The organism is Dryocola mayonis, from assembly GCF_051307045.1.
GTDB lineage: Bacteria > Pseudomonadota > Gammaproteobacteria > Enterobacterales > Enterobacteriaceae > Dryocola.
Window position 1 is genome coordinate 2173814 of the sequence record NZ_CP150452.1, and the last position, 23821, is coordinate 2197634.

The window sequence follows — 23821 nt, forward strand, 5'->3', positions numbered from 1 at the left end:
GATAATAATATGAAACTGACCGTGCTCTCTTCTCTGGTCGCCGCGGGCGTGGCGCTGGCCACCCTTTCCGGCGCAGCCCAGGCCAAAGGCCGTCTGGTGGTCTACTGCAGCGCCACCAACGAAATGTGCGAAACGGAAACCAAAGCCTTTGGCGAAAAGTACGATGTAAAAACGTCGTTTATCCGTAACGGCTCCGGCAGCACGCTGGCGAAGGTGGATGCCGAGAAGAAAAACCCGCAGGCCGACGTGTGGTACGGCGGCACGCTGGATCCGCAGTCGCAGGCGGGTGAAATGGACCTGCTGATGCCCTATAAATCGGCCAACCTGGAACACATCATGCCGCAGTTCCGCGACCCGGCTAAGCGCAAAGGGAACTACTCTTCGGCGGTCTACGTCGGCATTCTTGGCTTTGGCGTCAATACCCAGCGCCTGCAAGAGAAAAACCTGCCGGTGCCAAAATGCTGGAAGGATCTGACTAACCCGATCTACAAAGGCGAAATCCAGATTGCCGATCCGCAAAGTTCCGGCACGGCTTATACCGCGCTGGCGACTTTTGCCCAGCTGTGGGGCGAGGATCAGGCGTTTGATTATCTGAAAAAACTCAACGGCAATATCTCCCAGTACACCAAGTCCGGCATTGCTCCGGCGCGTAACGCCGCGCGCGGCGAAACGGCCATCGGCATTGGCTTCCTGCACGATTACTCGCTGGAAAAAGAAAACGGCGCCCCGCTGGAGCTGATTTCCCCCTGCGAAGGCACCGGCTATGAAATCGGCGGCGTGAGCATTCTGAAAGGCGCGCGCAATACGGACAACGCGAAGCTGTTCGTGGACTGGGTGCTGTCGAAAGAAGCGCAGGAGCTTTCCTGGAAAAAAGGCAAGTCCTATCAGATTCTGACCAACACCACCGCGGAAACCTCGCCGCTTTCCCTGAAGCTCGACGGCCTGAAGCTTATCAATTACGACATGGATAAGTACGGCGCGACCGACATGCGTAAGGCGCTGATAAGCAAGTGGGTCAACGACGTGAAGATGGGTAACTAACCCGCCGGCAGGTGACAACGTCACGTCACCTGCTCCTCTCCTTTCTTTTGGCCGATGAGGCACTTATGTCAGAAACTTTACTTTTGCGCACCCCGCAAAAGCGGGACGCTATTATCTGGTGGGTGGCGCTGTGCTGGCTGGCTTTTGCCCTGCTGCCGAGCTGGAGCCTGGACTATGGCCTTGCTGAATCCACCTTTGATGAGATACTCGCGGCCTACGGCTGGTCCGGGGTCAACGTCAGCCTGCTGTGGTACATCCTGCCTTCGCTGCTGTTGCTGCGCCCGTTTAACGAAGCGGGACCTGAGAAAAAACAGCGCCACTATTTCGATGCCGGCTGGGCCTTGTTCTGTATGGCTTTCGTGGTGGTGAGCGCAACGATCGCCGAACGCGGCATGGGCTATGCCACCATCGTGCTGTTTATCGCGCTGGGCATGGTTATTACCCTTGCGCTGACGCGCCTGGAGTGGCTGGGCGGCGACCGCTTTGTGATAGGCTCGCTGGTCACCATTGTCGCCCTGATTAGCGTGTTTATCGTCTGGCCGAGCATCGCTATCTTTATTCCGATGTTCACCAACGACGCCGGAGATTTCGCGCCGCTGGCGTTTATGGCGGTACTCGGCCAGGCGCATATCGTGCAGGTGATTATTAACTCCATCGGCCTGTCGATCGCCGTGGGGATTGGCTGCACCTTCTTCGGCATGGTGCTGGCGATTTACACCACGCGCATCGCTAAACGCAGCGCCGTTATCGGCCGCATCTTCTCCATTTTGCCGATAGTTACGCCGCCGTTCGTGGTCGGGCTCGGGGTGACGCTGATGATGGGCCGCTCCGGCTATATCACCGAGCTGATGGTGGAGTGGTTCGGCCTGAGCAACACCAACTGGCTGTACGGCTTTACCGGCATCTGGCTGGCTCAGGTACTGGCCTTTACGCCAATGGCGTTTATGATCCTCGACGGGGCGATAAAAACCATTCATCCGTCGCTTGAAGAAGCTTCTTATACCCTGCGCGCCACGCGCTGGAAGACCTTTAAAAACGTGTTTCTGCCGCTGTTAAAACCGGCGCTGGCCAACGCCTTCCTGATAGTCATCGTGCAGTCGCTGGCGGACTTCAGCAACCCGCTGGTGCTGGGCGGCAACTTCGACGTGCTCGCCACGCAAATCTACTTCTACATCACCGGCTCGCAGCTTGATTATCAGGCCGCCAGCACGCTCGGCGCCTTCCTGCTGCTGTTCTCGCTGATGGTGTTCTGCATTCAGTACATGTGGATTGGCAAGCGCTCCTACGTAACGGTGTCCGGCAAATCCAACCGTGGCGACGTGCAGCCGCTGCCGGTGACGCTGGTGTGGGCGGTTATCGCTCTGCTGGCGGTCTGGGTGGCGTTTAACGCCCTGCTTTACGGCAGCATTTTCTACGGCAGCTTTACGGTGAACTGGGGCGTGGACTACACCCTGACGCTGGATAACTTTATCAAGCTGTTCGGCCAGGGCATGAGCGACGGCGCCTGGCCTTCGCTGCTCGATACCCTGCTCTACGCCGGGATCGCCGCCCCCATCACCGCCTGCTTCGGCCTGCTGATTGCCTGGGTCGTGGTGCGCCAGCAGTTCCGCGGCAAGAAGACCATTGAGTTCACCACCATGCTGTGCTTCGCGGTTCCGGGCACCGTGGCGGGCGTGTCTTATATCCTCGCCTTTAACAGCGCCCCGGTTTACCTGACGGGCACCGCCGCCATCGTGATTATGTCGATGGTGATGCGTAACGTGCCGGTGGGGATCCGCGCCGGGATTGCCGGGCTGGGACAGATTGACAAGTCCCTGGACGAGGCGTCCTTAAGCCTGCGCGCAGGCTCCATGCGCACCATTATCAATATCCTGCTGCCGCTGCTGCGCCCGGCCATTCTGTCAGCGCTGATCTACAGCTTTGTGCGCGCCATTACCACCGTCAGCGCCATTGTTTTCCTGGTGACGCCCGACACCCGAGTAGCGACGGCTTACATCCTTAACCGCGTTGAGGATGGCGAATACGGCGTGGCGATCGCTTACGGATCGATTCTGATCGTCGTCATGCTGACGATTATCTTCATTTTTGACTGGCTGATTGGCGAAGCGCGGATTTCACGCTCTAAAGCCAAAACCAACGCGTGATTACGGAGTAAACCATGACACAACCTCATTTTGTAGAACTGCGCGGCGTCACGAAACGGTTTGGCAATAATACCGTCCTTGGCGGCATTAACCTCGCTATTCCCAAAGGCGAAATGGTCACCCTGCTCGGCCCTTCCGGCTGCGGAAAGACCACGATCCTGCGCCTGGTGGCCGGGCTGGAAAAGCCGACCGAAGGGCAGATTTTCATCGACGGCGAAGACGTCACCCATCGCTCTATTCAGCAGCGCGACATCTGCATGGTGTTCCAGTCCTACGCCCTGTTTCCGCATATGTCGCTTGGCGATAACGTCGGCTACGGCCTGAAAATGCTGGGCACGTCGCGGGCGGAGATTAAAAGCCGCGTGAAAGAGGCGCTGGCGATGGTCGATCTGGACGGCTTCGAAGACCGCTTCGTGGACCAGATTTCCGGCGGCCAGCAGCAGCGCGTAGCGCTGGCCCGCGCGTTAATTCTCAAACCGAAAGTGCTGCTGTTCGATGAGCCGCTCAGCAACCTCGACGCCAACCTCAGGCGCAGCATGCGCGATAAAATTCGCGAGTTGCAAAAGCAGTTCAACATCACCTCCCTGTACGTTACCCACGATCAGAGCGAGGCGTTCGCCGTGTCGGATACCGTGCTGGTCATGAATAAGGGCGAGATTATGCAGATCGGCAGCCCGCAGACGCTGTATCGCCAGCCGGCCTCACGCTTTATGGCGAGCTTTATGGGCGACGCCAACGTCTTCCCGGCGCGCTTTGGCGGCGATTATGTCGAGATACACGGCTATCGCCTGCCGCGGCCACCGCAGCTGGAGAGCCCGCTTGCTGAAGGCACCGTCGGCGTACGCCCGGAGGCCATCACGCTTAGCGAACACGGCGAGGAAAGCCAGCGCTGCGTGGTTCGTCACGTCGCCTATATGGGGCCGCAGTATGAGGTAACGGTGGAGTGGCACGGCCAGGCGCTGCTGCTGCAGGTGAACGCTATGCGTCTGCAGCCTGATGTGGGGGATAATTACTATCTGGAGATTCACCCGTACGGGATGTTTGTGCTGGCGGATGCGGCTTAGGATTTTCTGCCTGAAACAGGTGGATGGCGCTTACGCTCATCCACCCTACCGTTTTGTAAGTCGGGTAAGCGAAGCGCCGCCCGACCTTTACCGCAGGTTACTTCAACAAACGCACCTTAACGGATTTGCCTTTAATTTTGCCCTGCTGCAGCTGCTTCCAGGCGTGGCGGGCAACGGACTGGCGAACGGCAACGTAGACGTGAATCGGATGCACGTCGATTTTGCCGATATCCGTCCCGTCCAGTCCCATATCGCCGGTCAGCGCGCCTAGAATATCGCCCGGGCGCATCTTGGCTTTTTTGCCGCCGTCGATGCACAGGGTCGCCATTTCCGCTTCCAGCGGCTTGATGCTGATGCCCGTTGGCGCCTGCTGCCAGTTCAGAGAAAGGTTTAGCATCTCCGCCAGCACGCTTGCGCGCTGCGCCTCTTCCGGCGCGCAGAAGCTGATGGCCAGACCGCTTTCGCCGGCGCGGGCGGTACGCCCGATACGGTGAACGTGCACTTCCGGATCCCAGGACAGCTCGTAGTTGATCACCATCTCCAGCGCTTTAATGTCCAGGCCGCGCGCGGCGACGTCGGTCGCCACCAGTACGCGGCTGCTGCCGTTGGCAAAGCGCACCAGCGTCTGGTCGCGGTCGCGCTGTTCCATATCGCCGTGCAGCGCCAGCACGCTCTGATTGCTTTCGCTCAGCGCGTCGCACACGGCCTGGCAATCTTTTTTGGTGTTGCAGAACACCACGCAGGAAGCAGGCTGATGCTTGCTGAGTAATTTTTGCAGCAGGCCGATTTTGCCGCCGCGGGAAACCTCATAGAACTGCTGTTCCACGGACGGGAGTTCGTCTACAGAATCGATTTCGATAGACAGAGGATCCTGCTGCACGCGTTTGCTGATGGCGGCGATGGCGGTCGGCCAGGTGGCGGAAAAAAGCAGCGTCTGGCGTTTAGCGGGCGCGTGGCTGATAACTTCATCGATGGCTTCGGCAAAGCCCATATCCAGCATGCGGTCGGCCTCATCGAGCACCAGCGTTTGCAGCGCGTCCAGCTTTACCGTCTCTTTTTTCAGATGATCGAGCAGACGGCCCGGGGTTGCGACAATGACGTGCGGCGCATGCGTCAGCGAATCTCGCTGCACGCCAAACGGCTGCCCGCCGCACAGCGTCAGCACTTTAATATTTGGCATATAGCGCGCAAGGCGGCGCAGCTCTTTGGCAACCTGATCGGCGAGTTCGCGCGTCGGGCAGAGCACCAGAGACTGAGTGATAAACCGGCTGGCATCAATGTGCTGCAGCAGGCCCAAGACCGAAGGCGGCGGTTTTGCCGCTGCCGGTTTTAGCCTGAGCCCGGACATCTTTTCCTGCGAGGATGGCGGGCAATGCGGCAGCCTGAACGGGGGTCATGGCGTGATAGCCCAGTTCGTTAAGGTTAGCGAGTTGTTCCGCAGGCAGAATGTTTAAGGTAGAAAAAGAGGTCACAATTATACTCTCGATAAATGGGCTGTCGGTCAGCGACTGGCGCGCATTCTAGCAGCTTCGGCTGGCAGGGTCATTTATCCCCTCATTTATCGCCGGATAAGGCGTTTATTACGCTACTCATTGCCTGGGTTGTTAATTCGGAGCGTTTGATTTTTTGATTCGCCAGCGAGGTGCGCAATACGCCAGCGATAACAATATGTTTGGGTTCCTGGCCCAGATCGCGCATCTCCAGCACCACCTTGCCTACCACGCGGCACATTTCCTGGTACAGCTCTTCATCTTTGGTCTGGTTTCCCATGCTCGCTCCATTTTTAAATTCGCCTGACAGGATAGCATCATGCCGGCGGGGATTTCAGCCGGGCCCTCTTTTATTGCCCCCGCATCACAATCTTCGCCGCTTCGTGACTTATTATGCTTCCCAGCCCATCGCCGATTATTTTTCCCTGCCGGCGCAGCTCATCAATGAGGTTGTCGCGATTGATTATGGTTCCTTCGGCTATCAGGCTGACCACCGCGGCCCCAATGGCGCAGCCTATCAGCTGCGCACGTTCTTCATCCTGGCTCATTCACCTGCTCTCTTTTTAATGCCCCTAGAAAAACTAGCACAATTTTTTAAGCGCGCCATGGCACAAGGCTATGAGCTTAGGCGAACGGCGGGAAGCGGGCCAGGGTAACCGGCCGGTTGCTTTGCGGGACGAGCCCGAACGTATCATTGGGTTTGCTGGCATCTGCGTGCGCACTCTCAACGGCGCGCTGACCAATAATCTGGGCTATAGATTTTCAACCGACGTCTGGGGGAAAGGAATTGCATGCCTGGCAAAAAGAAACAGCAGACGATCATCCGACATAGTCAGATCCGCAACGGTTTCTGACGCAAAAGCGGGCATTGCCTTTTTTACAGCTGAGCGAAAGCAAAAGGGCTACCCGCCAGGTAGCCCCTCAAAACTCGTTTATGGTGGAAGAGTGAGATGCTCCGCCCCCGGCGGCTCGTTAGCGAGTTTATCCACAGGGGATGCGCTTTTTGCTGTAAAAGCCTTGAGCAGCAGCTCGTCAATAACGGCTGAGGCCGTCAAAATAACTTTTTTATCAATAACAAACAGTTCACGCTCGTCTTTTACAAGCAGTTTCAAATAGGCCGAAAAATTCTTGTATTTGTCCATGTCCATGCCTGGCGCTCCCGAAAAAAGCCCACACAGATAATAGACCTACCGGATAGCCTCACACAGGATGGTTATCTCTATTGCTGCGATAACTAACCGCAGGTTCACCAGAGCCGGAGGCTATCGGTAACAGGATGGCTGGCTTAAACGTAACGGATTTTTTGCTGGCCGCACGCCTGTACCGGGATAAAAGCTAAAGCTCCTTGCCCTGTCAATGGGTTAAGCGCCCTTAAATTCACTACTCATTAAAAACGCACAAAAATATCAAATAATTAATCCTTGTCGCCAAAAAAATATTTTCACAAAGAAAAACAGCCGCTGCGTTTATTTATCCTTAACGAAGCGGCAAAATATTAAAAAGCAATAACCCTTTCATCTTCAACAAAATAAAATCAAAAAAAGGGTTAAGAGAAACCGCGGGTAAAAAATCATCCTGTTACAAGTAAACAATTTAATTCACATTTGCAACATATCGCAACCGGCGCAAAGCGCGACGCAAGATAAATAAACTTGCAGACCCCGGCGCAGGCGCTATATTTAATGACGCGGCAGCAATTTTTCATTATTTAAAGCTGCTTAATGTGAAATTTACAACTTAACGAAGAGGTTTATATGGCCGAACATCGTGGTGGTTCAGGTAATTTCTCAGAAGACCGTGAAAAAGCTTCTGACGCTGGTAAAAAAGGCGGTCAGCACGGCGGCGGGAACTTTAAAAACGATCCCGAACGCGCCTCAGAGGCTGGCAAAAAAGGCGGTGAAAACAGCCATGGCGGCGGACGCAAGTCATAGCAAGCCCGCCGTTTAAAGAGTCAAGATTAGTTTAATAGCCTTTCCTGTCATTATTCTGCGGGAGAGGCTTTATATTATTTGTTCTATGGTTATCGATATTCAGTTTAATAATTATCAGTTCCCCTTCCTTTAATCGGCCAGCAAAATACGCCGGTTGATAAACCGCCCCAGCCGATAAAAAGGCTAAATATTCGTCTGATTAACTCATAAATATTGAGCCAGCCCTCATTTTCCGGCAGGCAGCAGGAATAGTGTATGAGCAGTTTTCACGAGGACAGGTCCATGAAAAAACTACTCATATGTTGTCTGTTCGGCAATACCGCTAACGCGCTGGCAAAAAAGATGCAAAAAGCCGCCAATGAACATGGTTATCAGATGCTCATAAGCGCGGTAGGGTTAGATAACTTCGCAAGCGTCGCGCCGGCATTTGACTGCTTTCTGGTCGCGCCGCACGTTCAGTACAAGCTGGATGAACTTAAACAGGAGATTGGCGAGGCGCGTCCCATCGCTATTATCGAAAGCTACCCCTTCGCCTCGTTAGATGGAGAAAAGGTTTTACAGACCGCACTCAAGCAGATGCCTGAGCTGCTGAGCGAGATGAAAAGCAAAACAGACTAATGCGTAAACGTAAAAAGGCCACATCCGGTGGCCTTTTTTCATGCATGCCAACGATATTTAACGAGTCATAGCCTGACGCACGCGTTTATAGCTTCCCTTGCTAGCTAAGTTGTCGTTATAGATCCGATGGTGATGGCGATGGCTCGGCGTTGTGCCTGGCGCTGCCAGTAGCTGGTCAGGCGACCGGCCACGAACTCCAGCGGATCCTGATTGGCGATGTTCTTCACCAGGTTCATCGCGTTCCAACCTTCGTTCAGGTACGCGGCGCGCGCCTGCATGCTGGCGGAGGTGACGGACAGCGGCACAGCGATGTCGGTATACACGTCGTTCGAGTAGTTCGGCTCGATAGACGCATCCAGATCAACCCACCACGGGATCGTAAAGGTGTTGGACGGTGAAGCCAGCAGTGTGGACATGTCGCTGTTGTTAGTCAGGATGACCGACTCAAAGAACGCGGTACGCTCGGCGGTATTCACCTGCATATAGTCGCGCAGCTCGTCGCGGAATACGACGTCAGAAAGAATGGTTGGCATTGCTTAAATCCTTATTTAGATGCCTCATGCGCCGCTTTGAGGCGGGCATGCTCGGCGGGGTTATTTCGGCGAAGCTCAACGCGCTCCATGCCGGTTAGTTGCTCCCATGTTTTGGTAACCCGGTCACCACTTTTCGGCGCGGCCCGCCGCCGGCCTGACTACCGCACACGAGGGATGCGTAACGCGAAGCGTTTTCAAACTCTTTCTGAAGATCGGCGATACTGCTAACGGTGAGATTCCCTGAATCGTCCGTTACGCGTACCTGCCCTTCTGCCACCTTCAGGCGCCGGGCGATAAAGTCTTTCAGGATATCGGCGTTGTCGCCGTCAGCGATGGCCGTTGCAATGCGCGTGGCTGCGAGGTTGATATCGCGCTGCTCAATGCTGCGCTGCAGGTCAGCGCGACCCTGACGCTGACGCTCGAGCTCGGCCTGACGGCGGCGTTCCTGCTCCGCCTTCTTCTCGGCCAGCAGTCCGTCGCGCTGGCGCTTCAGGCCTGATACATCTTCCTGCTGAGGTAACCCCTCGATCTGGCAGATATAAACATCGCCCTGCAGCGCGTACAGCGCCTGTTTAGCCTCATCGAGCTGAGCGTATTCCTCAGCGGTAAGCTGATACTTAAGTGGCATACATTCTCCTGATGGATGTGGGCTGGCCCGGCCAGCTAGATAGATGTAAATTTATGAAGAAAATTAACGCATAAGGATTAAAAGCATGTCTTCTGGTCAAACAAATAACGGATGGGCTACTTTCTTTGGTGCATTAACAGGTGCCTTAGCTGCAATAAGTGGTGGCACATTAGCTGCTTATATAACAAGTAATCAGGCTGCAGAATCTGCTGACAAAGCTGCTGCAATCCAGATTCGCTCTTTGTGTATTCAATCTATTGCATCACAAGAGCAGAACCTCAGGTCTAACGCCGCCATCTTCTTAGGTAGTCTTGGTGCTTTTCGTAATTTAGTGGCTCACCCTCATCTATATAAAAATGAGGACTTCACAAAAAATATGGATTCCATAGTCGTGAACGGCTTACAGACCAGCGCTTACACAAGCACAGCCCTTTCAGACATAACAATTAAATTGTCTGAAAGCGTCAGGAAAATAAGCGAAGAAGGAAATATTTCTAATGAAGATGCGACGATCAAAGCTAATTCATTCAATCATTTTAGCGAAGCATGGTTAAAGCAATATCGCCTTGATTTAGAAGAATTAAAAAAAGAAAGAGAATTATGCAACGAAACTAGCTAAAGGCCTGTAGTTCGAGTTCTTTCAATTTCTTAAGGCTGTACTGCTCTCCAGACTCTCCGTCAACGAAGCGGTCAAGTGTCAAACAACCTTTTGAAAATAACCTGTAGCGCGCTGGGGCCGAACACCTCCTTCTGGAATGCTGTGGGCTGCCGCGCCAGCCACTCGCCGTAAGTGGTTTTGCTGCTGACCTGCTGCGTACCATCCGGACCGACCGCCGGGCGCCCTGCTTTTCGTGTGATACGCCCAGCGACGTTAACCGCCGAACGATCTGGCGCTGCGTTTCACCGAGCGAGTGGCCTATGCCAATCTCGCTGATGATGTCCGCAATTTTCTTGTCGCCGAACTGCGTCAGCGCGCTCGCTGCGCCATGGTGTTCTCCGTGGCACGAATAGCCGGGTGTCAGTTGTTCAGGCTGACATCCGGATGAGGACAGATAATAATAAATCACCGAAACACTTAAAGATTCCCATTAAGGGTTCAAAACATTAAGAAAAATTTATATTTTCAATATATATTTCATTCATTTCTTATACCTTTCCATAAATGTAGTACGTTTTTTGGTTATTTTATTATATTCATCTTTAAAATAAACCCTACAAAAGTCATTAATCTTTATCCTAATATTACTCCTAATTTCTTGTTTTTCACCTTCGCTAAGGTTTTTAAAGTAAACCACAATTGGCATTTTCTCAAACTTATTTTTAGTCATTAAATAATTAATAGTGGATTTAGAAATGGCAATTTTGTTTATCAAATCACTTATATAATCATCTTTTAAGTTAATAGAGAACACATTAAATATAGGTAAAAACTCCGAAGTTGGACCAATTATTACCCTTCCATCTTTCTTGCTGGCTTTTGTAATATGCTCAATACCCATATCTCGAACATCGCCAAATTTACCTTTAGGCATAAATGCTATAAATGTATCTTTAAATTGATGATCAATATAATTATCCAATGCTTCATTGCTAGCAATAATATCCCCGCCTTGCACTTCAAAATTAAGAGATTCGCAATATGGCTTTAATATATAATTAATTGAATCTGTTTTATCAATTTTTGTTAGAAAATCAATAGCACTTAACATAATCTCTGAATCCAATAAACTCCTTGTGATTATTTGACAATATTCTAACTTGGCATTATTGCTCGAGGGTTGATTTTTTATAAACTCAGCGGCATGGAATTCTTGTATTGATTTATGACTATATATATAACTATCATCCGAGTCTTTAGCTATAAGGGATGTAATATCAATTAAATCATGCATAAAATCATTAGCATATTTCCTTTGAGATACGCCCCTTTTGATAAATTCAGGATCAACTAATTCCATTGCTTCCATCAGTTTATCTTCTAATTGTTTCTCACTGAACGAAGTGATTTCATCGAATAGGCTCACAAAACATAGTGCGCAAAAGAAGTCGTATGATACTGTTCTTGTTATATCTTTTATTCTCTTATCTCTGTCGAGAAATCTTTTTGCTTTATCATGGGTTTCATACATAACATCGAAGATGCTTTTATAAAAATCTATTGTATCATTCGGGATGATATTCATAAATGGGAAGCATTTAATAAATAGCACCACTAAAATAGGAGTATTTAATGAATCCGCAAACCTTCTATTTAATGACAACGATCTTTCAACTGCCTTTATATCTAAATTAACACCACTTTTCTTTACAATCTCTAAAATATCGGAAAAATCTAAAGACGATACTTTATATTGAATAATACCGGCAGTGTCACAAATTTTAGTATCAGGTCTCGATGTGGTTATTAACTGAAGAGAAAAATCCTCATTTAATTTCATAACCTCCTTGAGTATCCCATCCCTTTTTGCTATAGGTAACTCATCAAAACCATCTAAAAAAACAATGATTTTTTCAGATTTTAATAATGCATCCATTTTCTTTTCATCTAATGAAAGTCCGATGCGCTCCATTAAGTTTAATAATTCAGATTTAATACTTTCATGTTGAATGGTGCTAAGATTCAAAAAAAATGGTAATTTTTCGCCGTGCTCAATATGATTTATTAGAATCTTTCTCAATATTGTGCTCTTGCCTTGGGCCTGCTGTTCCTGATATGTTGGTTATGTTTTTATCATTAATGAAAAAATCATCATTGATTAATACCATTTTAGATTCCGAGTCTTTCACAACTTTCTTTATTTTTATAGGGTGATAAATATCACTTAGATTTTTCTTTTGCTCAGGATCTAATATCGTATATGAAAAAAGGTACTTTGAAATGCAAATATCAATATATTTTAAATATGTCTTATCATTGTCAACTATATCATTGTAAATGGATTTACCTATTTCACTTCCATGTTTCCATTTCTGTTCTTTAATTTTTTTTACAAGGAGGTCTAGTGCGTTTTTAGTACCATGATTGATAACTGCCTTACCGACCAAAGCCATCGAAGATGTTACAACTGTCTCTAGCATCTTTATAAATCCTTTTAGGTTATAAGATTAACTCTTGACGATTTAAAATTTAATATGCCATATACTTATCGTTGCCTAAAGAAACCATAAGTGCATTAAACGATAGTATATCTTAGAAACTTTTTGAACTTCCAATGTTTTAATCCATGCTTATGCGCGAATCTGCTATACGCTGGCTCTGCTCTGAAACTCAATAAGCTGCGCCTGAATCTCATCTAGCGCGACGACGTCATCATCAAGACATTTCGCCAGTTCGTGGCCTGCTCTCACCAGTTCTCGATTATGTTCGTTGTTCATGGACGTGTGCTCCCGAAAATTTTATTTTCACTGTTCATCTGCGACTTCCTCACACGTCAGCGCCGGAGGCGTAACGGCGGCTTGGCTGTTTAGTGGTTGCGCTCTGCCGCGATGCATTGCACGCCTGCGTCTGATCGCATGGCGAAAAGTGGCCGTGCGTGAATTTCTGGTAGACGGTGCCCAAGGTGCCGAACCGGTTTTTCGTCACGATAATTTCCGCGAATGGCGCAGTCGGTGAGTCTTCGTTGTAGACCACATCCCAGTAGAGCATGATTACCATGTCCTGTCTGAGTCGCGCAGATCAGAGTTATTGGGACGTTTGTTAGGACGCAGCTCGACCTGCAGGGACAGCGGGAACAAGTACTGGCATGCTGATCTCTTTAGCTAGGCGTTTCAGGTTACCGGATACATGCTCCACGGTCAGGTCATGCCAATATCAATCAAGGTCAGGTAGTCGTGATAATCAGCGAGAGGCCTAGATGTTGCACTTTGTTTTCATGCCGCGGGTACGTAAAGGAGTACAGGCTCCGCACTATGCGCTGTCGTCCATTGGCGCCCGCTGGAACGCAGCTGTAAAACGTGCTGGCATTCGCCGCCGTAATCCGTACCATACGCGGCATACTTATGCGTACTGGATGTTATCAGCCGGGGCGAACCCATCATTCATAGCCGAACAGATGGGACATGAAAACGCCCGGATGGTCTACGACATTTACTCAAAGTGGATTCAGGACCTCAGCGGCGACCAGATCAACATGCTCAACGAGAAACTCGCATTGTAGGCTTTGCCCCTATAGTGTCCCCGAAAGAACAAACGACAAAAATATATGCAAGAAAATCAACAGGTTAATAAGAAAGAACAGTACAATCTGAACAAATTACAAAAACGTCTGCGCCGTAACGTTGGTGAGGCTATTGCTGATTACAATATGATTGAAGACGGCGACCGCATTATGGTTTGCCTCTCCGGCGGTAAAGACAGCTACACCATGCTGGAAATTCTGCGTAACCTGCAGCAAAGCGCCCCAATCAGCTTCAGCCTGGTGGCGGTTAACCTCGATCAGAAACAGCCCGGCTTCCCGGAGCATATCCTGCCGGCCTATCTGGAGAGCATCGGCGTTGAGTATAAGATTGTCGAAGAGAACACCTACGGCATCGTAAAAGACAAGATCCCGGAAGGTAAGACTACCTGCTCTTTATGTTCCCGCCTGCGCCGCGGCATTTTATATCGCACGGCCACCGAGCTCGGCGCCACTAAAATCGCCCTTGGCCCATCACCGTGACGACATCCTGCAAACGCTGTTCCTTAATATGTTCTACGGCGGCAAGATGAAAGGCATGCCGCCGAAGCTGATGAGCGACGATGGCAAGCACATCGTTATTCGTCCTCTGGCCTACTGCCGCGAGAAAGACATTGAGCGTTTCGCCACCGCGCGCGAGTACCCAATCATTCCGTGCAACCTGTGCGGCTCACAGCCTAATCTGCAGCGTCAGGTCATCGGCGAAATGCTGCGCGACTGGGATAAACGCTATCCGGGCCGTATCGAAACCATGTTCAGCGCGATGCAAAACGTGGTGCCTTCGCACCTGTGCGATACCGAAATGTTCGACTTCAAAGGCCTTCAGCACGGCGCGGAGGTCGTGGACGGTGGCGATCTGGCGTTCGATCGTGAAGAGCTGCCGATGCAGCCAATCGGCTGGCAGCCGGAAGAAGACGACAGCGAAACCCCGCTGCAGCGTCTGGACGTGCTGGAAATCAAATAAGCTTTCTCCCTCTCCGTAACGGAGAGGGAACCCTTTACATGTGCGGCGGCGGGTCGATGATAGGTTTCGGATCGGGGTCGACAGGTGGATCGGGTATCGGCTGCGGTTTTGGAATAGGGTCTGGAACCGGCACCGGATCGGTGGGAACCGGGTCGCTCATCAATATGCCTTGGTGATAGGTCATAAACTCCTCCTGTTTAGTTCTCCCTTTAAGCATAGACAACAAATCGCAGACAAAAAAAAGCCGACTGTTAAAGTCGGCATCGTACGAATCAATTGTGCTATGCAGTAATTCTAAAAAAAGGAAGTAAGACAATATGGAGCGCAACGCCCATCGCTTGACGTTGCATTCACCTGCAGGAGAGATATTGCCCCTAACGGCGCCAGAGTTTATTGACTTCGCTCAAATTAGACGGCCTTTTTTAGCCGCGCCGCTTTTAAAAAGACGAAATTTTACAACCATTTACTACGATGTAACCACCAGGCAACACCGCCAATAAGAACCACCAACATAATGCAGAACAGGCTGAAGCCGAAATGCCACGCCCCGCCCGGAATGCCGCCAAGGTTTACGCCGAACAGGCCGGTAAGAAAGGTGCTGGGTAAAAACACCATCGCCATCAGCGACATGGTATAGGTTCGCCGCCCCATCGCCTCCTGCATCACCTGCGCGATTTCGTCCGTCATAACCGCCGTACGGGCTATGCAGGAATCGATTTCATCCAGCCCGCGTCCTAAACGGTCTGAGATATCCTGCATGCGGCGGCGGTTATCATCGCTCATCCAGGACAGCCGCTCGCTTGATAAACGCGCGTAAACGTCCCGCTGCGGCGCCATATAACGACGCATCACGATCAGCTGCTTGCGCAGCAGCGCCAGGAAACCGCGCGGCGGTATTTGCTGATCGAGCAGGTTATCTTCGAGATCGATGATTTTGTCATGCAGCTGTTCGATAAATTCGCTGGCGTGATCGGTCAACGCATCGCAAACGTCCACCAGCCAGCTGCCGCAATCCGTAGGACCGGTGCCCTCATGCAAATCGTTAACCACGTCGTCAAGCGCCAGCACCTGCCGCTGACGCGTAGAGACGATAAGACGTTCGTCCATATACAGCCGCATAGCGACAAGCTGGTCGGGGCGCTCATCGGTGCTGCCGTTAATGCAGCGCAAGGTGATTAATGTGCCTTCACCGACCCGGGACACGCGCGGGCGCAGGCTTTCCCCCGCCAGCGCATCCCGTACATAATTTGGCAGCAGCGGCGTCGTCGCCAGCCACTCTGCGCTGTCACGATTGGTGTAATTGAGATGCAGCCAGCATGGATGCTCGCGATCGATGACGGTGTCGCTTGCAATCGGTTTTACGCCGCCCTGCCCGTCCAGCTGCCAGGCGAATACGGCATCAGGCACATTGAGCTCGGACCCTTTCATCACTTCCACTTCTTTTCCCCCAACCAGACAAAGACCTCCTGTCAGTCTAGCCATCTTGTTTTGTTAATCAACCTGCATCTGTAAGCAAACGTGCTGAATTAATTAAAGAAAAGGCATTTACTCCCGCTTCACCATTAGACAAGATAGCGACACAGGCTACAGTTAATCGCAAAGCGATATCTCTTATTTACGCGGTTCAGGAGAAGAGTTTGTCAGACAGACGTAAAGCATGCCCCGATTTTGACTTGCGCCTCAGCATGATACGCCAGCACGCGATCAACGTAAGCGGCATCTGGTTTCTTTGGGTGAATATCCTGTTTTCTGCTTTTATCCTTGGGCGAAATTATTTTTCGCCGCAAAGCCTGGCCGCCGGACCGCACCATCCCCGGCACCTGCTGGAAGTTTCAATGGTGCTGGTGCTGGCCATCTCCGCGGCGGTTATATTTATTCTGCGCATGGCACCCGACCAGCAGGCGCCCTGGCTGAGCAAACTGACGCACGGGACGATGATGTGCCTCAGCGGGCTCTGGGCGCTGTGTTTCTACGTCTTTATCGCCAGCGGCGACGTGAGGATTGTTTTTCCGTTCTCGGCGCTGCTTATTTTTACCGCGCTGATTTCGCTGTACTTTGACGGGCGCGTGCTGCTCAGCTTTACCCTGCCGATTTGGCTGGTGATTCTGATATGTAACTTCGTCTATCCTTCCACGCTCACCGCTTTGAACGCGATCTTATACGTGCTGATGGCGGCGCTGTTTGAGTCAGGAAGGCGAACGCTGCGCAGCTGGTTTGTGCTCGCCATTCGTCGCGAGCAGGAAAATGTCGACTTAATAAGCCAGCTAAAGCTGCTGGCCAACCGGGACCCGCTGACCGGCATCGCCAACAGGCGCGCATTCCAGCTACTGCTGGATAAAGAGATTCAACGCCTGCAGCAAACCCATGCTGAACTTGCGCTCATCATGCTCGATGTCGACCACTTCAAGAAGTACAACGACAGCTACGGCCATCAGGCGGGAGATGAATGCCTGATAAAGGTTGCGCGCTGCCTGGAAAGCGCGGCGCGCAACGGTCAGGATATGGTGGCGCGTTTTGGCGGCGAAGAGTTCATTATGCTGCTGCCGGACACCTCACGACAGCAGGCGGAGGCGATTGCGGAACGAATAAAAATGAACCTGCAGGAGCTGGGTATGGAGCATAAAAGCTCTTCCGTCTCTCCCTTCGTAACGTTAAGCCAGGGCATCGCCAGCGGCGTGCAGGGCTCCTCGGCCATTCGGCTTATCGCCGAAGCCGATGCGGCGCTCTATCAGGCAAAAAATGCGGGGAGAAACCGCTGGCATTATTATTCCGGCTAGCGCAGCTGGCTGTCTTTCGAGCCGCGGCGGTTATAGCCGGAGAAAGTGGCCCTGCGGGCGTCCTCTTCCTGCTGGCATTTTACGCACAGCCGCACGCCGGGAATCGCTTTACGACGTTGTTCAGGGATAGGCTCCCCGCACTCTTCGCAGTGCGTGAGGCTTTCCCCTTTTGGTAATTCGCTGCGCGCGCGGGCAACGGCATCGTCTATCGTGCTGTCAATCTGCTCCTGCACCGCGTCGTCATGTGCCCAGCCTGATGCCATTTGTCACCTCGTGTGGCTATCAAAGGGATTAAAAGACAATTATAGCCTTTCCTGGCGGGGTTCTTTAGTATGCTCCGTTAATCACACTCAGCCCCTGAAGGAAAAAATGAAAATAGGCATCCTCTTTCCGATAGCGATTATCATCTCGGCGATTGTTTTTATTACCTGGTTTATTGTTGGCGGCTATGCGACGTCGGCAGGTTAAAAGGCTCATGTAAAATTACATGAGCCCGGGGAGGTAAAAATTTTATGCCTAGTGCGCCAGGATATACATCGTGCGGCTGTAGGCCATATCTTCCGGGTTGTTGATCGGATACCCCTTCAGCCACGGCTTGATCAGGCGGCCGTTGGTGTACTGATAAACCGGGGCGATAGGCGCCTGTTCCTGGATGATTCTTTCCGCCTGGTTATAGTATTTATTGCGTTCAGCCTCCGACACCTGCTGGCTTGCCTGCGTCATTACCTTGTCATAGGCCGGTGAATTAAAGCGCGCGATATTGCCGCTGTGCGTTGAGGTCATCAGCGACAGGAAGGTCGAAGGCTCGTTGTAATCCCCTATCCAGTTGGCGCGAATCACATCGAAATTGCCGCTATGCCGGCTGTCGATATAGGTTTTCCACTCCTGGTTTTGTAATTTCACCTCGACGCCAAGGTTTTTCTTCCACATGGAGGCCACCGCAATGGCTATTTTCTGGTGGTTTTCCGAGGTGTTATACAGCAGCGAGAGCTTAAGCGGCTTACTGGCGTCATAGCCTGCCGCGCGCAGCAGCGTCTTCGCCTGCGCGTTCAGCTCCGCCTGGCTCATCTGCTCAAACGGCGAAGGATCGGGCTTAAAGCCCGCCGTGACGTCCGGCGTAAAGCGCCAGGCTGGTTTTTCGCCGGTCCCCAGCACCTTCTCCGCCAGCAACCTGCGGTCGATGGTCATGCTCAACGCAAGGCGGACCCGCGCATCCGCGGTGGGGCCTTTTTGCGTATTGAAGGCGTAATAATAGGTGCCGAGCTGCTGCGGCGTGTAAACCTGGTCGGGAATATCCTTCTTCAGCTTCTGGTACATGATTTTCGGGAAGGATTCCGTGATATCAATGTCGCCTGCCAGGTAGCGTTTGGTTGCCGCGGTTTCCTGGTTAATAGGGATAAAGGTTACTTTGGTCAGGACGGTCTTGCCGTTATCCCAGTAGCTTTTATTCGGCGTTAATACCAGCTTTTCGTTTACCACGCGCTCGGCCAGGGTAAAGGCGCCGTTGCCAACGAGATTGCCGGGCTTAATCCAGTCCGGCCCCAGCTTTTCCACCGTGGCTTTGGGAACCGGATAGAGCGAGAAGTTCGCCGTCAGGCTCGGAAAATAGGCTACCGGCCTGTCGAGCTGAACGCGCAGCGTGTGGGCATCGACCGCCGTTACGCCCAGCTTATCCGCGGGCATTTTGCCATCGATGATGGCCTGGGCATTGGTGATGCCCGCAAGGTCCGCAAACCAGGCAAACGGAGAGGTATTTGCCGGATCGACCAGGCGCTGCCAGCTGTAAACGAAATCCTCCGCGGTGACCGGGGAGCCGTCAGACCAGCGGGCATCGTCACGCAGGGTAAAGGTCCAGGTGCGGTTATCATTACTGCGCCATTTTGTCGCGACCCCCGGAATCAGTTCGCCTTTCTCATTCTCATTCACCAGGCCTTCGAAAAGATCGCGGATGACCTGGATTTCCGGCAGGCCGACCGCTTTAGCGGGATCTAATGACGCAGGCTCATCCTTAATATGACGCACCAGCTCCTGATTGGGCGCAAGCCGGGTCCCGGCAGGTACGTCCGCCGCCCGGGCCGTCGAAAAAGTGCAGGCTACGGCCAGCGCGCAGCAGGTAATACGAAAAGTTTTTTTCATCAGTTACCTTAAGAGTACTTTCGGCGTTAAGCGCACGCCTGTCATTGAGAGGAAATGAAGCGCAATTGCTTGTTTTGACAATCAGAAAAGCAAACAACATGCCGCAATGCAACCGCCGGAGCCAATTAAATTCTTATAACTTGAGCGCGGTCATCGTCACCGGACGCTCGGGCCGGTGAACGACAAGGCAGCCGGTTGTTTCAGATGAGATTTTTGCTAAACACTGCTATTAATGTTGCAACCATTCGACTTGTATAAGGATTTCTATGCCAGGTCATCGCCCTCGCCCACAGCGCGGTCATCTGCCTTCGGGCAGCGAGCGCTACGGTAAGTCTGTTTTTGGCGCGCCTTTGCTGTGGTTCCCGGCAAGCCCGAGCGAGACGCGCAGCGGTTTGATCATTGCCGGAACGCACGGTGATGAAAACGCGGCGGTAGTCACGCTTTCCTGCGCACTGCGCACGCTTGAGTCAAAATACCGCCGTCATCACGTTGTGCTGGCGGTCAATCCGGATGGCTGCCAGCTTGGCCTGCGCGCCAACGCCAACGGCGTCGACCTGAACCGTAATTTTCCCTCGGCAAACTGGAAGGCGGGCGAAACGGTCTACCGCTGGAACAGCAGCGCCGAGCAGCGCGACGTGGTGTTATCGACCGGCGAAAAACCCGGCTCCGAGCCGGAAACCGCGGCCCTGTGCCGGCTGATTCACTCGCTGCAGCCGGCCTGGGTCGTTTCCTTTCACGATCCTCTCGGCTGCATTGAAGATCCCGCTAATTCTCTGCTGGGCAACTGGCTGGCGCAGGCCTTTGCGCTGCCGCTGGTAACGAGCGTCGGCTATGAAACGCCGGGCTCTTTTGGCAGCTGGTGCGCGGATCTTAATCTGCCGTGCATCACGGCAGAATTTCCGCCCGTTTCGGCCGACGAAGCCTGCGAGCGTTACCTTGACGCGATGATGGGGCTACTGCACTGGCATCGATAGCCGTCCGTTAAGGATAAAGTTTTCCATTTTCGAAATGCAGGGCCGGCTCGACATCCACCGCCAGCCACGTCGGCCCATCCAGGTCGGCGAAGCGGACAATCGCCGCCAGCGGCAACGCGGCGGCGATGGCGCGGGAAGTACAAAGCATGCAGCCAAGCATCACATCAAAGCCCTGCTCGCGCGCCGCCTGCGTTAAAGCCAGCGCCTCGGTCAGGCCGCCGGTTTTATCCAGCTTGACGTTCACTATTTCATAGCGCCCCTTCAGCGCGGCCAGGCTTTCACGCGTGTGGCAGCTTTCATCAGCGCAAATCGGCAGCGGATGGATGAAGTTTGCCAGCGCGCTGTCCTCACCGGCGGGAAGAGGCTGTTCGAGCATCGCAACGTTTAAATCGGCCAGCAGCTGGCAGCGCGCGGCTAAGCCTTCGCTGCGCCAGGCTTCGTTGGCGTCGACGATCAGCACGGCTTCCGGCACCGCGGCGCGAATGGCCACCATGCGTTCGGTAATCAGACGATCGTCGAGCTTCACCTTCAGCAAACGTGCGCCCTTGCGCCACAGTAACGCGGCGGCGTCGGCCATCTGTTCAGGTGAACCAATGCTCACCGTCTGCGCGGTGGTTATCATCTCCGGCAGTTCGATGCCGGCAAGATGTGAAACGGAAGCGCCATTACGCCGCGCTTCCAAATCCCATAATGCGCTGTCCACTGCGTTACGCGCGGCTCCCGCCGGCAAGGCCCGCTGCAGCTCTTCGCGCGTCATCCCAAGCTCCAGCTGCGGGATTAGCGTAGCGATCTGCGCCAGCACCGAGGCCTCGCTTTCGCCGTAGCGCGGATAAGGCGTACATTCCCCGACGGCTTTGATGCCGTCTTCTTCGAGTTCAACCACCACCACGGCCGCCTCGCTGCGCGTGCCGCGCGAGATGACAAAGGGCGTATGTAACGGCCATGCTTCCTGATAAACCTTAACTGTTCTCATTATTAACCTTGTCAACGGGGGTTTTTGCTCAGTATAGGAGTGAACACTTTTACGTGCAGTATCAGTTTTTTATATTCAACCGGTGAATCCTGGAATACACTGCATGCGGCGTTAATTATATGTAAAAAGGAAAATCAAACATGTCACAACTCGTTCATTTCCAGGGCAACCCGGTTGCGGTTGCAGGTCAAATCCCACAGGCCGGCAGCAAAGCCGCGGCCTTCTCGCTGGTCGCAAAAGATCTCTCTGACGTTGCGCTGAGCCAGTTCGCGGGCAAACGTAAAGTGCTGAACATTTTCCCAAGCATCGACACCGGCGTTTGCGCCGCGTCCGTGCGTAAATTCAACCAGCTGGCGACCGAGCTGGATAACACCGTGGTTCTGTGCGTCTCCGCCGACCTGCCGTTCGCCCAGTCCCGCTTCTGCGGCGCGGAAGGCCTGAGCAACGTTATCACCCTGTCCACCCTGCGTAACCCTGAGTTCCAGCAGGCTTACGGCGTAGGCATCGCCGAAGGCGCGTTAAAAGGCCTGACGGCTCGCGCGGTCATTGTGATCGACGAAAAGGATGAGGTGGTATTCAGCCAGTTAGTGAACGAAATTACTAACGAGCCGGATTACGCCGCGGCGCTGGAAGCCCTGAAGGCTTAAGGTGTGAATGTCCCCCTTACGGGGGACATTAAAAGGATTACTCTTCGGTTTTACGCTGGCTCAGGCCATATTCCCGCAGCTTATTGGCAATCGCCGTATGGGAGACGCCAAGTCGTTTTGCCAGCTTACGCGTGCTTGGATAAGTACGATAAAGCTGGGTCAGCACCGAACGCTCAAAGCGGCGCGAAATATCATCCAGCGTCCCCTCCATCGCTTCTTCCCCGACGGCCAGGCTTGCGGTATCAAAATCGGGCAGCAGGATATCCTGCGGACGCAGCTCGTAACCTTCCAGCTGGGTTAACGCGCGGTAAATAGCGTTTTTCAACTGGCGTACGTTGCCGGGCCAGCCGTAACGCGTTAATACGTTGCTCAGATCGCCGGCCAGTTTCGGACGCGGCACGCCCTGTTCATCGGCAAAGCGCGCCACAAACAGTTCGGTAAGCGGCATAATATCCTGCGGACGGTCGCGCAGCGGCGGCAGATTGAGCGTCAGCACGTTGAGGCGATAATACAGATCCTCGCGGAACTCGCCTTTTTGCACCAGCTCCACCAGGTTTTTCTGCGTCGCGCAAATCACGCGCACATCGACATGAACCTCATGCTCTTCCCCCACGCGGCGGAAGGTGCCGTCGTTGAGAAAACGCAGCAGCTTGGTCTGCATGCGCGGCGACATTTCGCCGATTTCGTCAAGCAACACCGAGCCGCCGTTCGCCTGCTCGAAGAAGCCTTTTTTCCCTTCGACGGCGTTAGCATAGGCCCCCGGCGCGTGGCCGAACAGCTCGCTTTCAACCACGTCATCCGGCATCGAACCGCAGTTAAGCGCCAGATAGGGTTTTTGCGCGCGCGGGCTGCTGAGATGGCAGGCATGAGCGAGCAAATCTTTACCGGTGCCGGTATCGCCGACGATTAACAGCGGAGCGTTCAGCAGCGCCAGCTTATGCGCCTGCTCGACGACGTGGCGCATTTTCGGGCTAACGGCGATTATCTGGCTAAACGCGCTGGTGTCGGCCTGGGTGATATTTTGCAGCTGGCGGCCCATACGCACCGTGGAGCGCAGCATCACCACCGCGCCCACCAGCATCGGCTGATTATTTTCGCCGTCCAGATGCACCGGCGTGATTTCCATCAGGAAATTCTGCCCGTTGATGACCACATGTTCGGTGTGAGAGTCCGCCGGCGCGCCTTCCAGCCAGCGCATAAAATTGAAGCCGTTGATCAGGCTCGCCGCGTTGTGGTTGCGCAGCTTATCCTCGCCCTGTCCGAACAGCGCGCAGCTTGCCGGGTTGGCCAGCTCGACTTTGCTTTTCATATCCAAAGACAGCACGGGTTCGGGCAAGGCTTCGAGCAGCGCGCTCAGCGCCCGATGCTCGCGTTCGGAAGGCATCCACGGCACGGTGCGAACGTCCTTCACGCCCGGGATGCGACGAATCTCAGCCATAAGGCTGCTGAATGAGTCGAACTCAAGCGTTGAGAAATTCAGGTAAATGAGCCCAATCGGGTCAATTTCAATGCCTCGTAAATCGATGCCACGCAGCACTAATAAATCGAGTAATTCGCGTGTCAGACCAAGGCGGTCTTCACAAAAGACTTCCAGACGCATGGAGGTGACCTTTCTTCGCTTTAGAACGGAATCATTGGGTAGAGTGATAATACTCCAGATACCTGCCGGTCAGAAGAGATGTGTGAAGAAAAGTTGACAGATAAGTGTATGAATGCGGGCGATGCC

General features: G+C 52.9%; 24 protein-coding genes and 3 pseudogenes. 13 read left to right on the forward strand and 14 right to left on the reverse strand.

Translation table 11 applies throughout. The features are described 5' to 3' along the window. The first annotated feature begins 9 nt into the window (after positions 1-9). From WLO32_RS10530 to fbpC, 3 genes are all read left to right on the forward strand, one after another. Positions 10-1041, forward strand: coding sequence for an ABC transporter substrate-binding protein (locus WLO32_RS10530; protein ID WP_435945147.1), 1032 nt, complete (start codon positions 10-12; stop codon positions 1039-1041). 65 nt (positions 1042-1106) lie between these two features. Then, entirely contained in the window at positions 1107-3185 is a 2079-nt protein-coding gene (locus WLO32_RS10535) for an ABC transporter permease (protein WP_435945148.1), read from the forward strand. Positions 3186-3199: 14 nt separating this feature from the next. Further along, positions 3200-4249 (forward strand): ferric ABC transporter ATP-binding protein, encoded by a 1050-nt coding sequence (fbpC, locus tag WLO32_RS10540; RefSeq protein WP_435945149.1) that lies wholly within the window; start codon positions 3200-3202, stop codon positions 4247-4249. A gap of 97 nt (positions 4250-4346) precedes the next feature. On the opposite strand, the pseudogene dbpA reads toward fbpC, so the two are convergent. Further along, positions 4347-5721 (reverse strand): annotated as a pseudogene (dbpA, locus tag WLO32_RS10545) (ATP-dependent RNA helicase DbpA). An 82-nt stretch (positions 5722-5803) separates the two neighbouring features. Continuing rightward, the gene (fumD, locus tag WLO32_RS10550; protein ID WP_435945150.1) at positions 5804-6019 is read right to left on the reverse strand and encodes a fumarate hydratase FumD; all 216 of its coding nucleotides are present in this window, start codon (positions 6017-6019) and stop codon (positions 5804-5806) included. Between fumD and WLO32_RS10555 the strand changes: the two genes are divergently transcribed. Then, complete coding sequence (locus tag WLO32_RS10555) at positions 6018-6395, forward strand: hypothetical protein (protein ID WP_435945151.1); 378 nt, start codon at positions 6018-6020, stop codon at positions 6393-6395. The two genes, fumD and WLO32_RS10555, sit on opposite strands and share 2 nt — an antisense overlap. 276 nt (positions 6396-6671) lie before the next feature. Here WLO32_RS10555 and WLO32_RS10560 read toward each other — a convergent pair whose 3' ends face one another. Next, positions 6672-6887 (reverse strand): hypothetical protein, encoded by a 216-nt coding sequence (locus WLO32_RS10560; RefSeq protein WP_435945152.1) that lies wholly within the window; start codon positions 6885-6887, stop codon positions 6672-6674. A gap of 606 nt (positions 6888-7493) precedes the next feature. Between WLO32_RS10560 and WLO32_RS10565 the strand changes: the two genes are divergently transcribed. Beyond that, complete coding sequence (locus tag WLO32_RS10565; protein ID WP_435945153.1) at positions 7494-7670, forward strand: general stress protein; 177 nt, start codon at positions 7494-7496, stop codon at positions 7668-7670. A 282-nt stretch (positions 7671-7952) separates the two neighbouring features. Further along, positions 7953-8288 carry a PTS sugar transporter subunit IIB gene (locus WLO32_RS10570; RefSeq protein WP_435945154.1) on the forward strand — a complete coding sequence of 112 codons (336 nt, stop codon included), beginning with the start codon at positions 7953-7955 and terminating at the stop codon, positions 8286-8288. A gap of 104 nt (positions 8289-8392) precedes the next feature. Here the strand turns inward: WLO32_RS10570 and WLO32_RS10575 are convergent, their stop codons facing one another. Together WLO32_RS10575 and WLO32_RS10580 are read right to left on the reverse strand one after the other, a co-directional pair. Next, entirely contained in the window at positions 8393-8821 is a 429-nt protein-coding gene (locus WLO32_RS10575) for a hypothetical protein (protein ID WP_435945155.1), read from the reverse strand. 94 nt (positions 8822-8915) lie between these two features. Beyond that, positions 8916-9449 carry a hypothetical protein gene (locus WLO32_RS10580; RefSeq protein ID WP_435945156.1) on the reverse strand — a complete coding sequence of 178 codons (534 nt, stop codon included), beginning with the start codon at positions 9447-9449 and terminating at the stop codon, positions 8916-8918. A gap of 85 nt (positions 9450-9534) precedes the next feature. Between WLO32_RS10580 and WLO32_RS10585 the strand changes: the two genes are divergently transcribed. Beyond that, complete coding sequence (locus WLO32_RS10585) at positions 9535-10068, forward strand: hypothetical protein (RefSeq protein WP_435945157.1); 534 nt, start codon at positions 9535-9537, stop codon at positions 10066-10068. Between the two features lie 520 nt (positions 10069-10588). On the opposite strand, the gene WLO32_RS10590 is transcribed toward WLO32_RS10585, so the two are convergent. The 3 genes from WLO32_RS10590 to WLO32_RS10600 form a co-directional block, all read right to left on the reverse strand. Then, entirely contained in the window at positions 10589-12127 is a 1539-nt protein-coding gene (locus WLO32_RS10590) for an NACHT domain-containing protein (protein WP_435945158.1), read from the reverse strand. Beyond that, complete coding sequence (locus WLO32_RS10595; RefSeq protein ID WP_435945159.1) at positions 12099-12527, reverse strand: hypothetical protein; 429 nt, start codon at positions 12525-12527, stop codon at positions 12099-12101. The genes WLO32_RS10590 and WLO32_RS10595 overlap by 29 nt, the downstream gene beginning before the upstream one ends. Before the next feature lie 346 nt (positions 12528-12873). Further along, a complete protein-coding gene (locus tag WLO32_RS10600) occupies positions 12874-13095 on the reverse strand; it encodes a hypothetical protein (RefSeq protein WP_435945160.1) in 222 nt (73 codons plus the stop codon). Positions 13096-13306: 211 nt separating this feature from the next. On the opposite strand from WLO32_RS10600, the pseudogene WLO32_RS10605 reads away from it, so the two are divergent. After that, positions 13307-13606: pseudogene (locus WLO32_RS10605) on the forward strand (tyrosine-type recombinase/integrase); the annotation flags it as partial. 45 nt (positions 13607-13651) lie between these two features. Then, positions 13652-14588: pseudogene (gene ttcA / locus WLO32_RS10610) on the forward strand (tRNA 2-thiocytidine(32) synthetase TtcA). 34 nt (positions 14589-14622) lie between these two features. Here the strand turns inward: ttcA and WLO32_RS10615 are convergent. After that, positions 14623-14772: a hypothetical protein gene (locus WLO32_RS10615; RefSeq protein WP_435945161.1), complete on the reverse strand. Its 150-nt coding sequence runs from the start codon at positions 14770-14772 to the stop codon at positions 14623-14625. A 269-nt stretch (positions 14773-15041) separates the two neighbouring features. Continuing rightward, a complete protein-coding gene (gene zntB / locus WLO32_RS10620) occupies positions 15042-16025 on the reverse strand; it encodes a zinc transporter ZntB (RefSeq protein ID WP_435948284.1) in 984 nt (327 codons plus the stop codon). A 200-nt stretch (positions 16026-16225) separates the two neighbouring features. Here zntB and WLO32_RS10625 point away from each other — a divergent pair, with 200 nt between their 5' ends. Further along, positions 16226-17365 (forward strand): membrane-associated sensor domain-containing protein, encoded by a 1140-nt coding sequence (locus WLO32_RS10625; protein ID WP_435945162.1) that lies wholly within the window; start codon positions 16226-16228, stop codon positions 17363-17365. On the opposite strand, the gene WLO32_RS10630 is transcribed toward WLO32_RS10625, so the two are convergent. Continuing rightward, positions 17362-17628 (reverse strand): DksA/TraR family C4-type zinc finger protein, encoded by a 267-nt coding sequence (locus tag WLO32_RS10630; protein ID WP_435945163.1) that lies wholly within the window; start codon positions 17626-17628, stop codon positions 17362-17364. The genes WLO32_RS10625 and WLO32_RS10630 overlap by 4 nt on opposite strands. 106 nt (positions 17629-17734) lie before the next feature. Here WLO32_RS10630 and WLO32_RS10635 point away from each other — a divergent pair, with 106 nt between their 5' ends. Next, on the forward strand, positions 17735-17833 hold the full coding sequence (locus WLO32_RS10635) for a YoaK family small membrane protein (protein WP_147402969.1): 99 nt from the start codon (positions 17735-17737) through the stop codon (positions 17831-17833). Positions 17834-17881: 48 nt separating this feature from the next. On the opposite strand, the gene WLO32_RS10640 is transcribed toward WLO32_RS10635, so the two are convergent. Then, positions 17882-19501, reverse strand: coding sequence for a peptide ABC transporter substrate-binding protein (locus WLO32_RS10640; protein WP_435945164.1), 1620 nt, complete (start codon positions 19499-19501; stop codon positions 17882-17884). A 266-nt stretch (positions 19502-19767) separates the two neighbouring features. Between WLO32_RS10640 and mpaA the strand changes: the two genes are divergently transcribed. Next, positions 19768-20475, forward strand: coding sequence for a murein tripeptide amidase MpaA (gene mpaA, locus WLO32_RS10645; protein ID WP_435945165.1), 708 nt, complete (start codon positions 19768-19770; stop codon positions 20473-20475). 7 nt (positions 20476-20482) lie between these two features. Here mpaA and ycjG read toward each other — a convergent pair whose 3' ends face one another. Next, entirely contained in the window at positions 20483-21448 is a 966-nt protein-coding gene (gene ycjG, locus WLO32_RS10650) for an L-Ala-D/L-Glu epimerase (protein WP_435945166.1), read from the reverse strand. 140 nt (positions 21449-21588) lie between these two features. Between ycjG and tpx the strand changes: the two genes are divergently transcribed. Next, positions 21589-22095, forward strand: coding sequence for a thiol peroxidase (tpx, locus tag WLO32_RS10655; RefSeq protein WP_435945167.1), 507 nt, complete (start codon positions 21589-21591; stop codon positions 22093-22095). A gap of 37 nt (positions 22096-22132) precedes the next feature. Here tpx and tyrR read toward each other — a convergent pair whose 3' ends face one another. Beyond that, positions 22133-23695: a transcriptional regulator TyrR gene (tyrR, locus tag WLO32_RS10660; protein WP_435945168.1), complete on the reverse strand. Its 1563-nt coding sequence runs from the start codon at positions 23693-23695 to the stop codon at positions 22133-22135. Between the last annotated feature and the right edge of the window lie 126 nt (positions 23696-23821).

What these genes read in the sequence shown, in the direction of transcription:
- WLO32_RS10580 (WP_435945156.1), bottom strand. Translation starts at nt 9,449, where the DNA reads ATGCCACTTAAGTATCAGCTTACCGCTGAGGAATACGCTCAGCTCGAT.
- WLO32_RS10560 (WP_435945152.1), bottom strand. Translation starts at nt 6,887, where the DNA reads ATGGACATGGACAAATACAAGAATTTTTCGGCCTATTTGAAACTGCTT.
- WLO32_RS10570 (WP_435945154.1), top strand. Translation starts at nt 7,953, where the DNA reads ATGAAAAAACTACTCATATGTTGTCTGTTCGGCAATACCGCTAACGCG.
- WLO32_RS10585 (WP_435945157.1), top strand. Translation starts at nt 9,535, where the DNA reads ATGTCTTCTGGTCAAACAAATAACGGATGGGCTACTTTCTTTGGTGCA.
- mpaA (WP_435945165.1), top strand. Translation starts at nt 19,768, where the DNA reads ATGCCAGGTCATCGCCCTCGCCCACAGCGCGGTCATCTGCCTTCGGGC.
- WLO32_RS10565 (WP_435945153.1), top strand. Translation starts at nt 7,494, where the DNA reads ATGGCCGAACATCGTGGTGGTTCAGGTAATTTCTCAGAAGACCGTGAA.
- WLO32_RS10530 (WP_435945147.1), top strand. Translation starts at nt 10, where the DNA reads ATGAAACTGACCGTGCTCTCTTCTCTGGTCGCCGCGGGCGTGGCGCTG.
- WLO32_RS10595 (WP_435945159.1), bottom strand. Translation starts at nt 12,527, where the DNA reads ATGCTAGAGACAGTTGTAACATCTTCGATGGCTTTGGTCGGTAAGGCA.
- WLO32_RS10535 (WP_435945148.1), top strand. Translation starts at nt 1,107, where the DNA reads ATGTCAGAAACTTTACTTTTGCGCACCCCGCAAAAGCGGGACGCTATT.
- WLO32_RS10615 (WP_435945161.1), bottom strand. Translation starts at nt 14,772, where the DNA reads ATGACCTATCACCAAGGCATATTGATGAGCGACCCGGTTCCCACCGAT.
- WLO32_RS10600 (WP_435945160.1), bottom strand. Translation starts at nt 13,095, where the DNA reads ATGCTCTACTGGGATGTGGTCTACAACGAAGACTCACCGACTGCGCCA.
- WLO32_RS10640 (WP_435945164.1), bottom strand. Translation starts at nt 19,501, where the DNA reads ATGAAAAAAACTTTTCGTATTACCTGCTGCGCGCTGGCCGTAGCCTGC.
- WLO32_RS10555 (WP_435945151.1), top strand. Translation starts at nt 6,018, where the DNA reads ATGCTCGCTCCATTTTTAAATTCGCCTGACAGGATAGCATCATGCCGG.
- WLO32_RS10575 (WP_435945155.1), bottom strand. Translation starts at nt 8,821, where the DNA reads ATGCCAACCATTCTTTCTGACGTCGTATTCCGCGACGAGCTGCGCGAC.
- fumD (WP_435945150.1), bottom strand. Translation starts at nt 6,019, where the DNA reads ATGGGAAACCAGACCAAAGATGAAGAGCTGTACCAGGAAATGTGCCGC.
- WLO32_RS10630 (WP_435945163.1), bottom strand. Translation starts at nt 17,628, where the DNA reads ATGGCATCAGGCTGGGCACATGACGACGCGGTGCAGGAGCAGATTGAC.
- tpx (WP_435945167.1), top strand. Translation starts at nt 21,589, where the DNA reads ATGTCACAACTCGTTCATTTCCAGGGCAACCCGGTTGCGGTTGCAGGT.
- fbpC (WP_435945149.1), top strand. Translation starts at nt 3,200, where the DNA reads ATGACACAACCTCATTTTGTAGAACTGCGCGGCGTCACGAAACGGTTT.
- ycjG (WP_435945166.1), bottom strand. Translation starts at nt 21,448, where the DNA reads ATGAGAACAGTTAAGGTTTATCAGGAAGCATGGCCGTTACATACGCCC.
- WLO32_RS10635 (WP_147402969.1), top strand. Translation starts at nt 17,735, where the DNA reads ATGAAAATAGGCATCCTCTTTCCGATAGCGATTATCATCTCGGCGATT.
- tyrR (WP_435945168.1), bottom strand. Translation starts at nt 23,695, where the DNA reads ATGCGTCTGGAAGTCTTTTGTGAAGACCGCCTTGGTCTGACACGCGAA.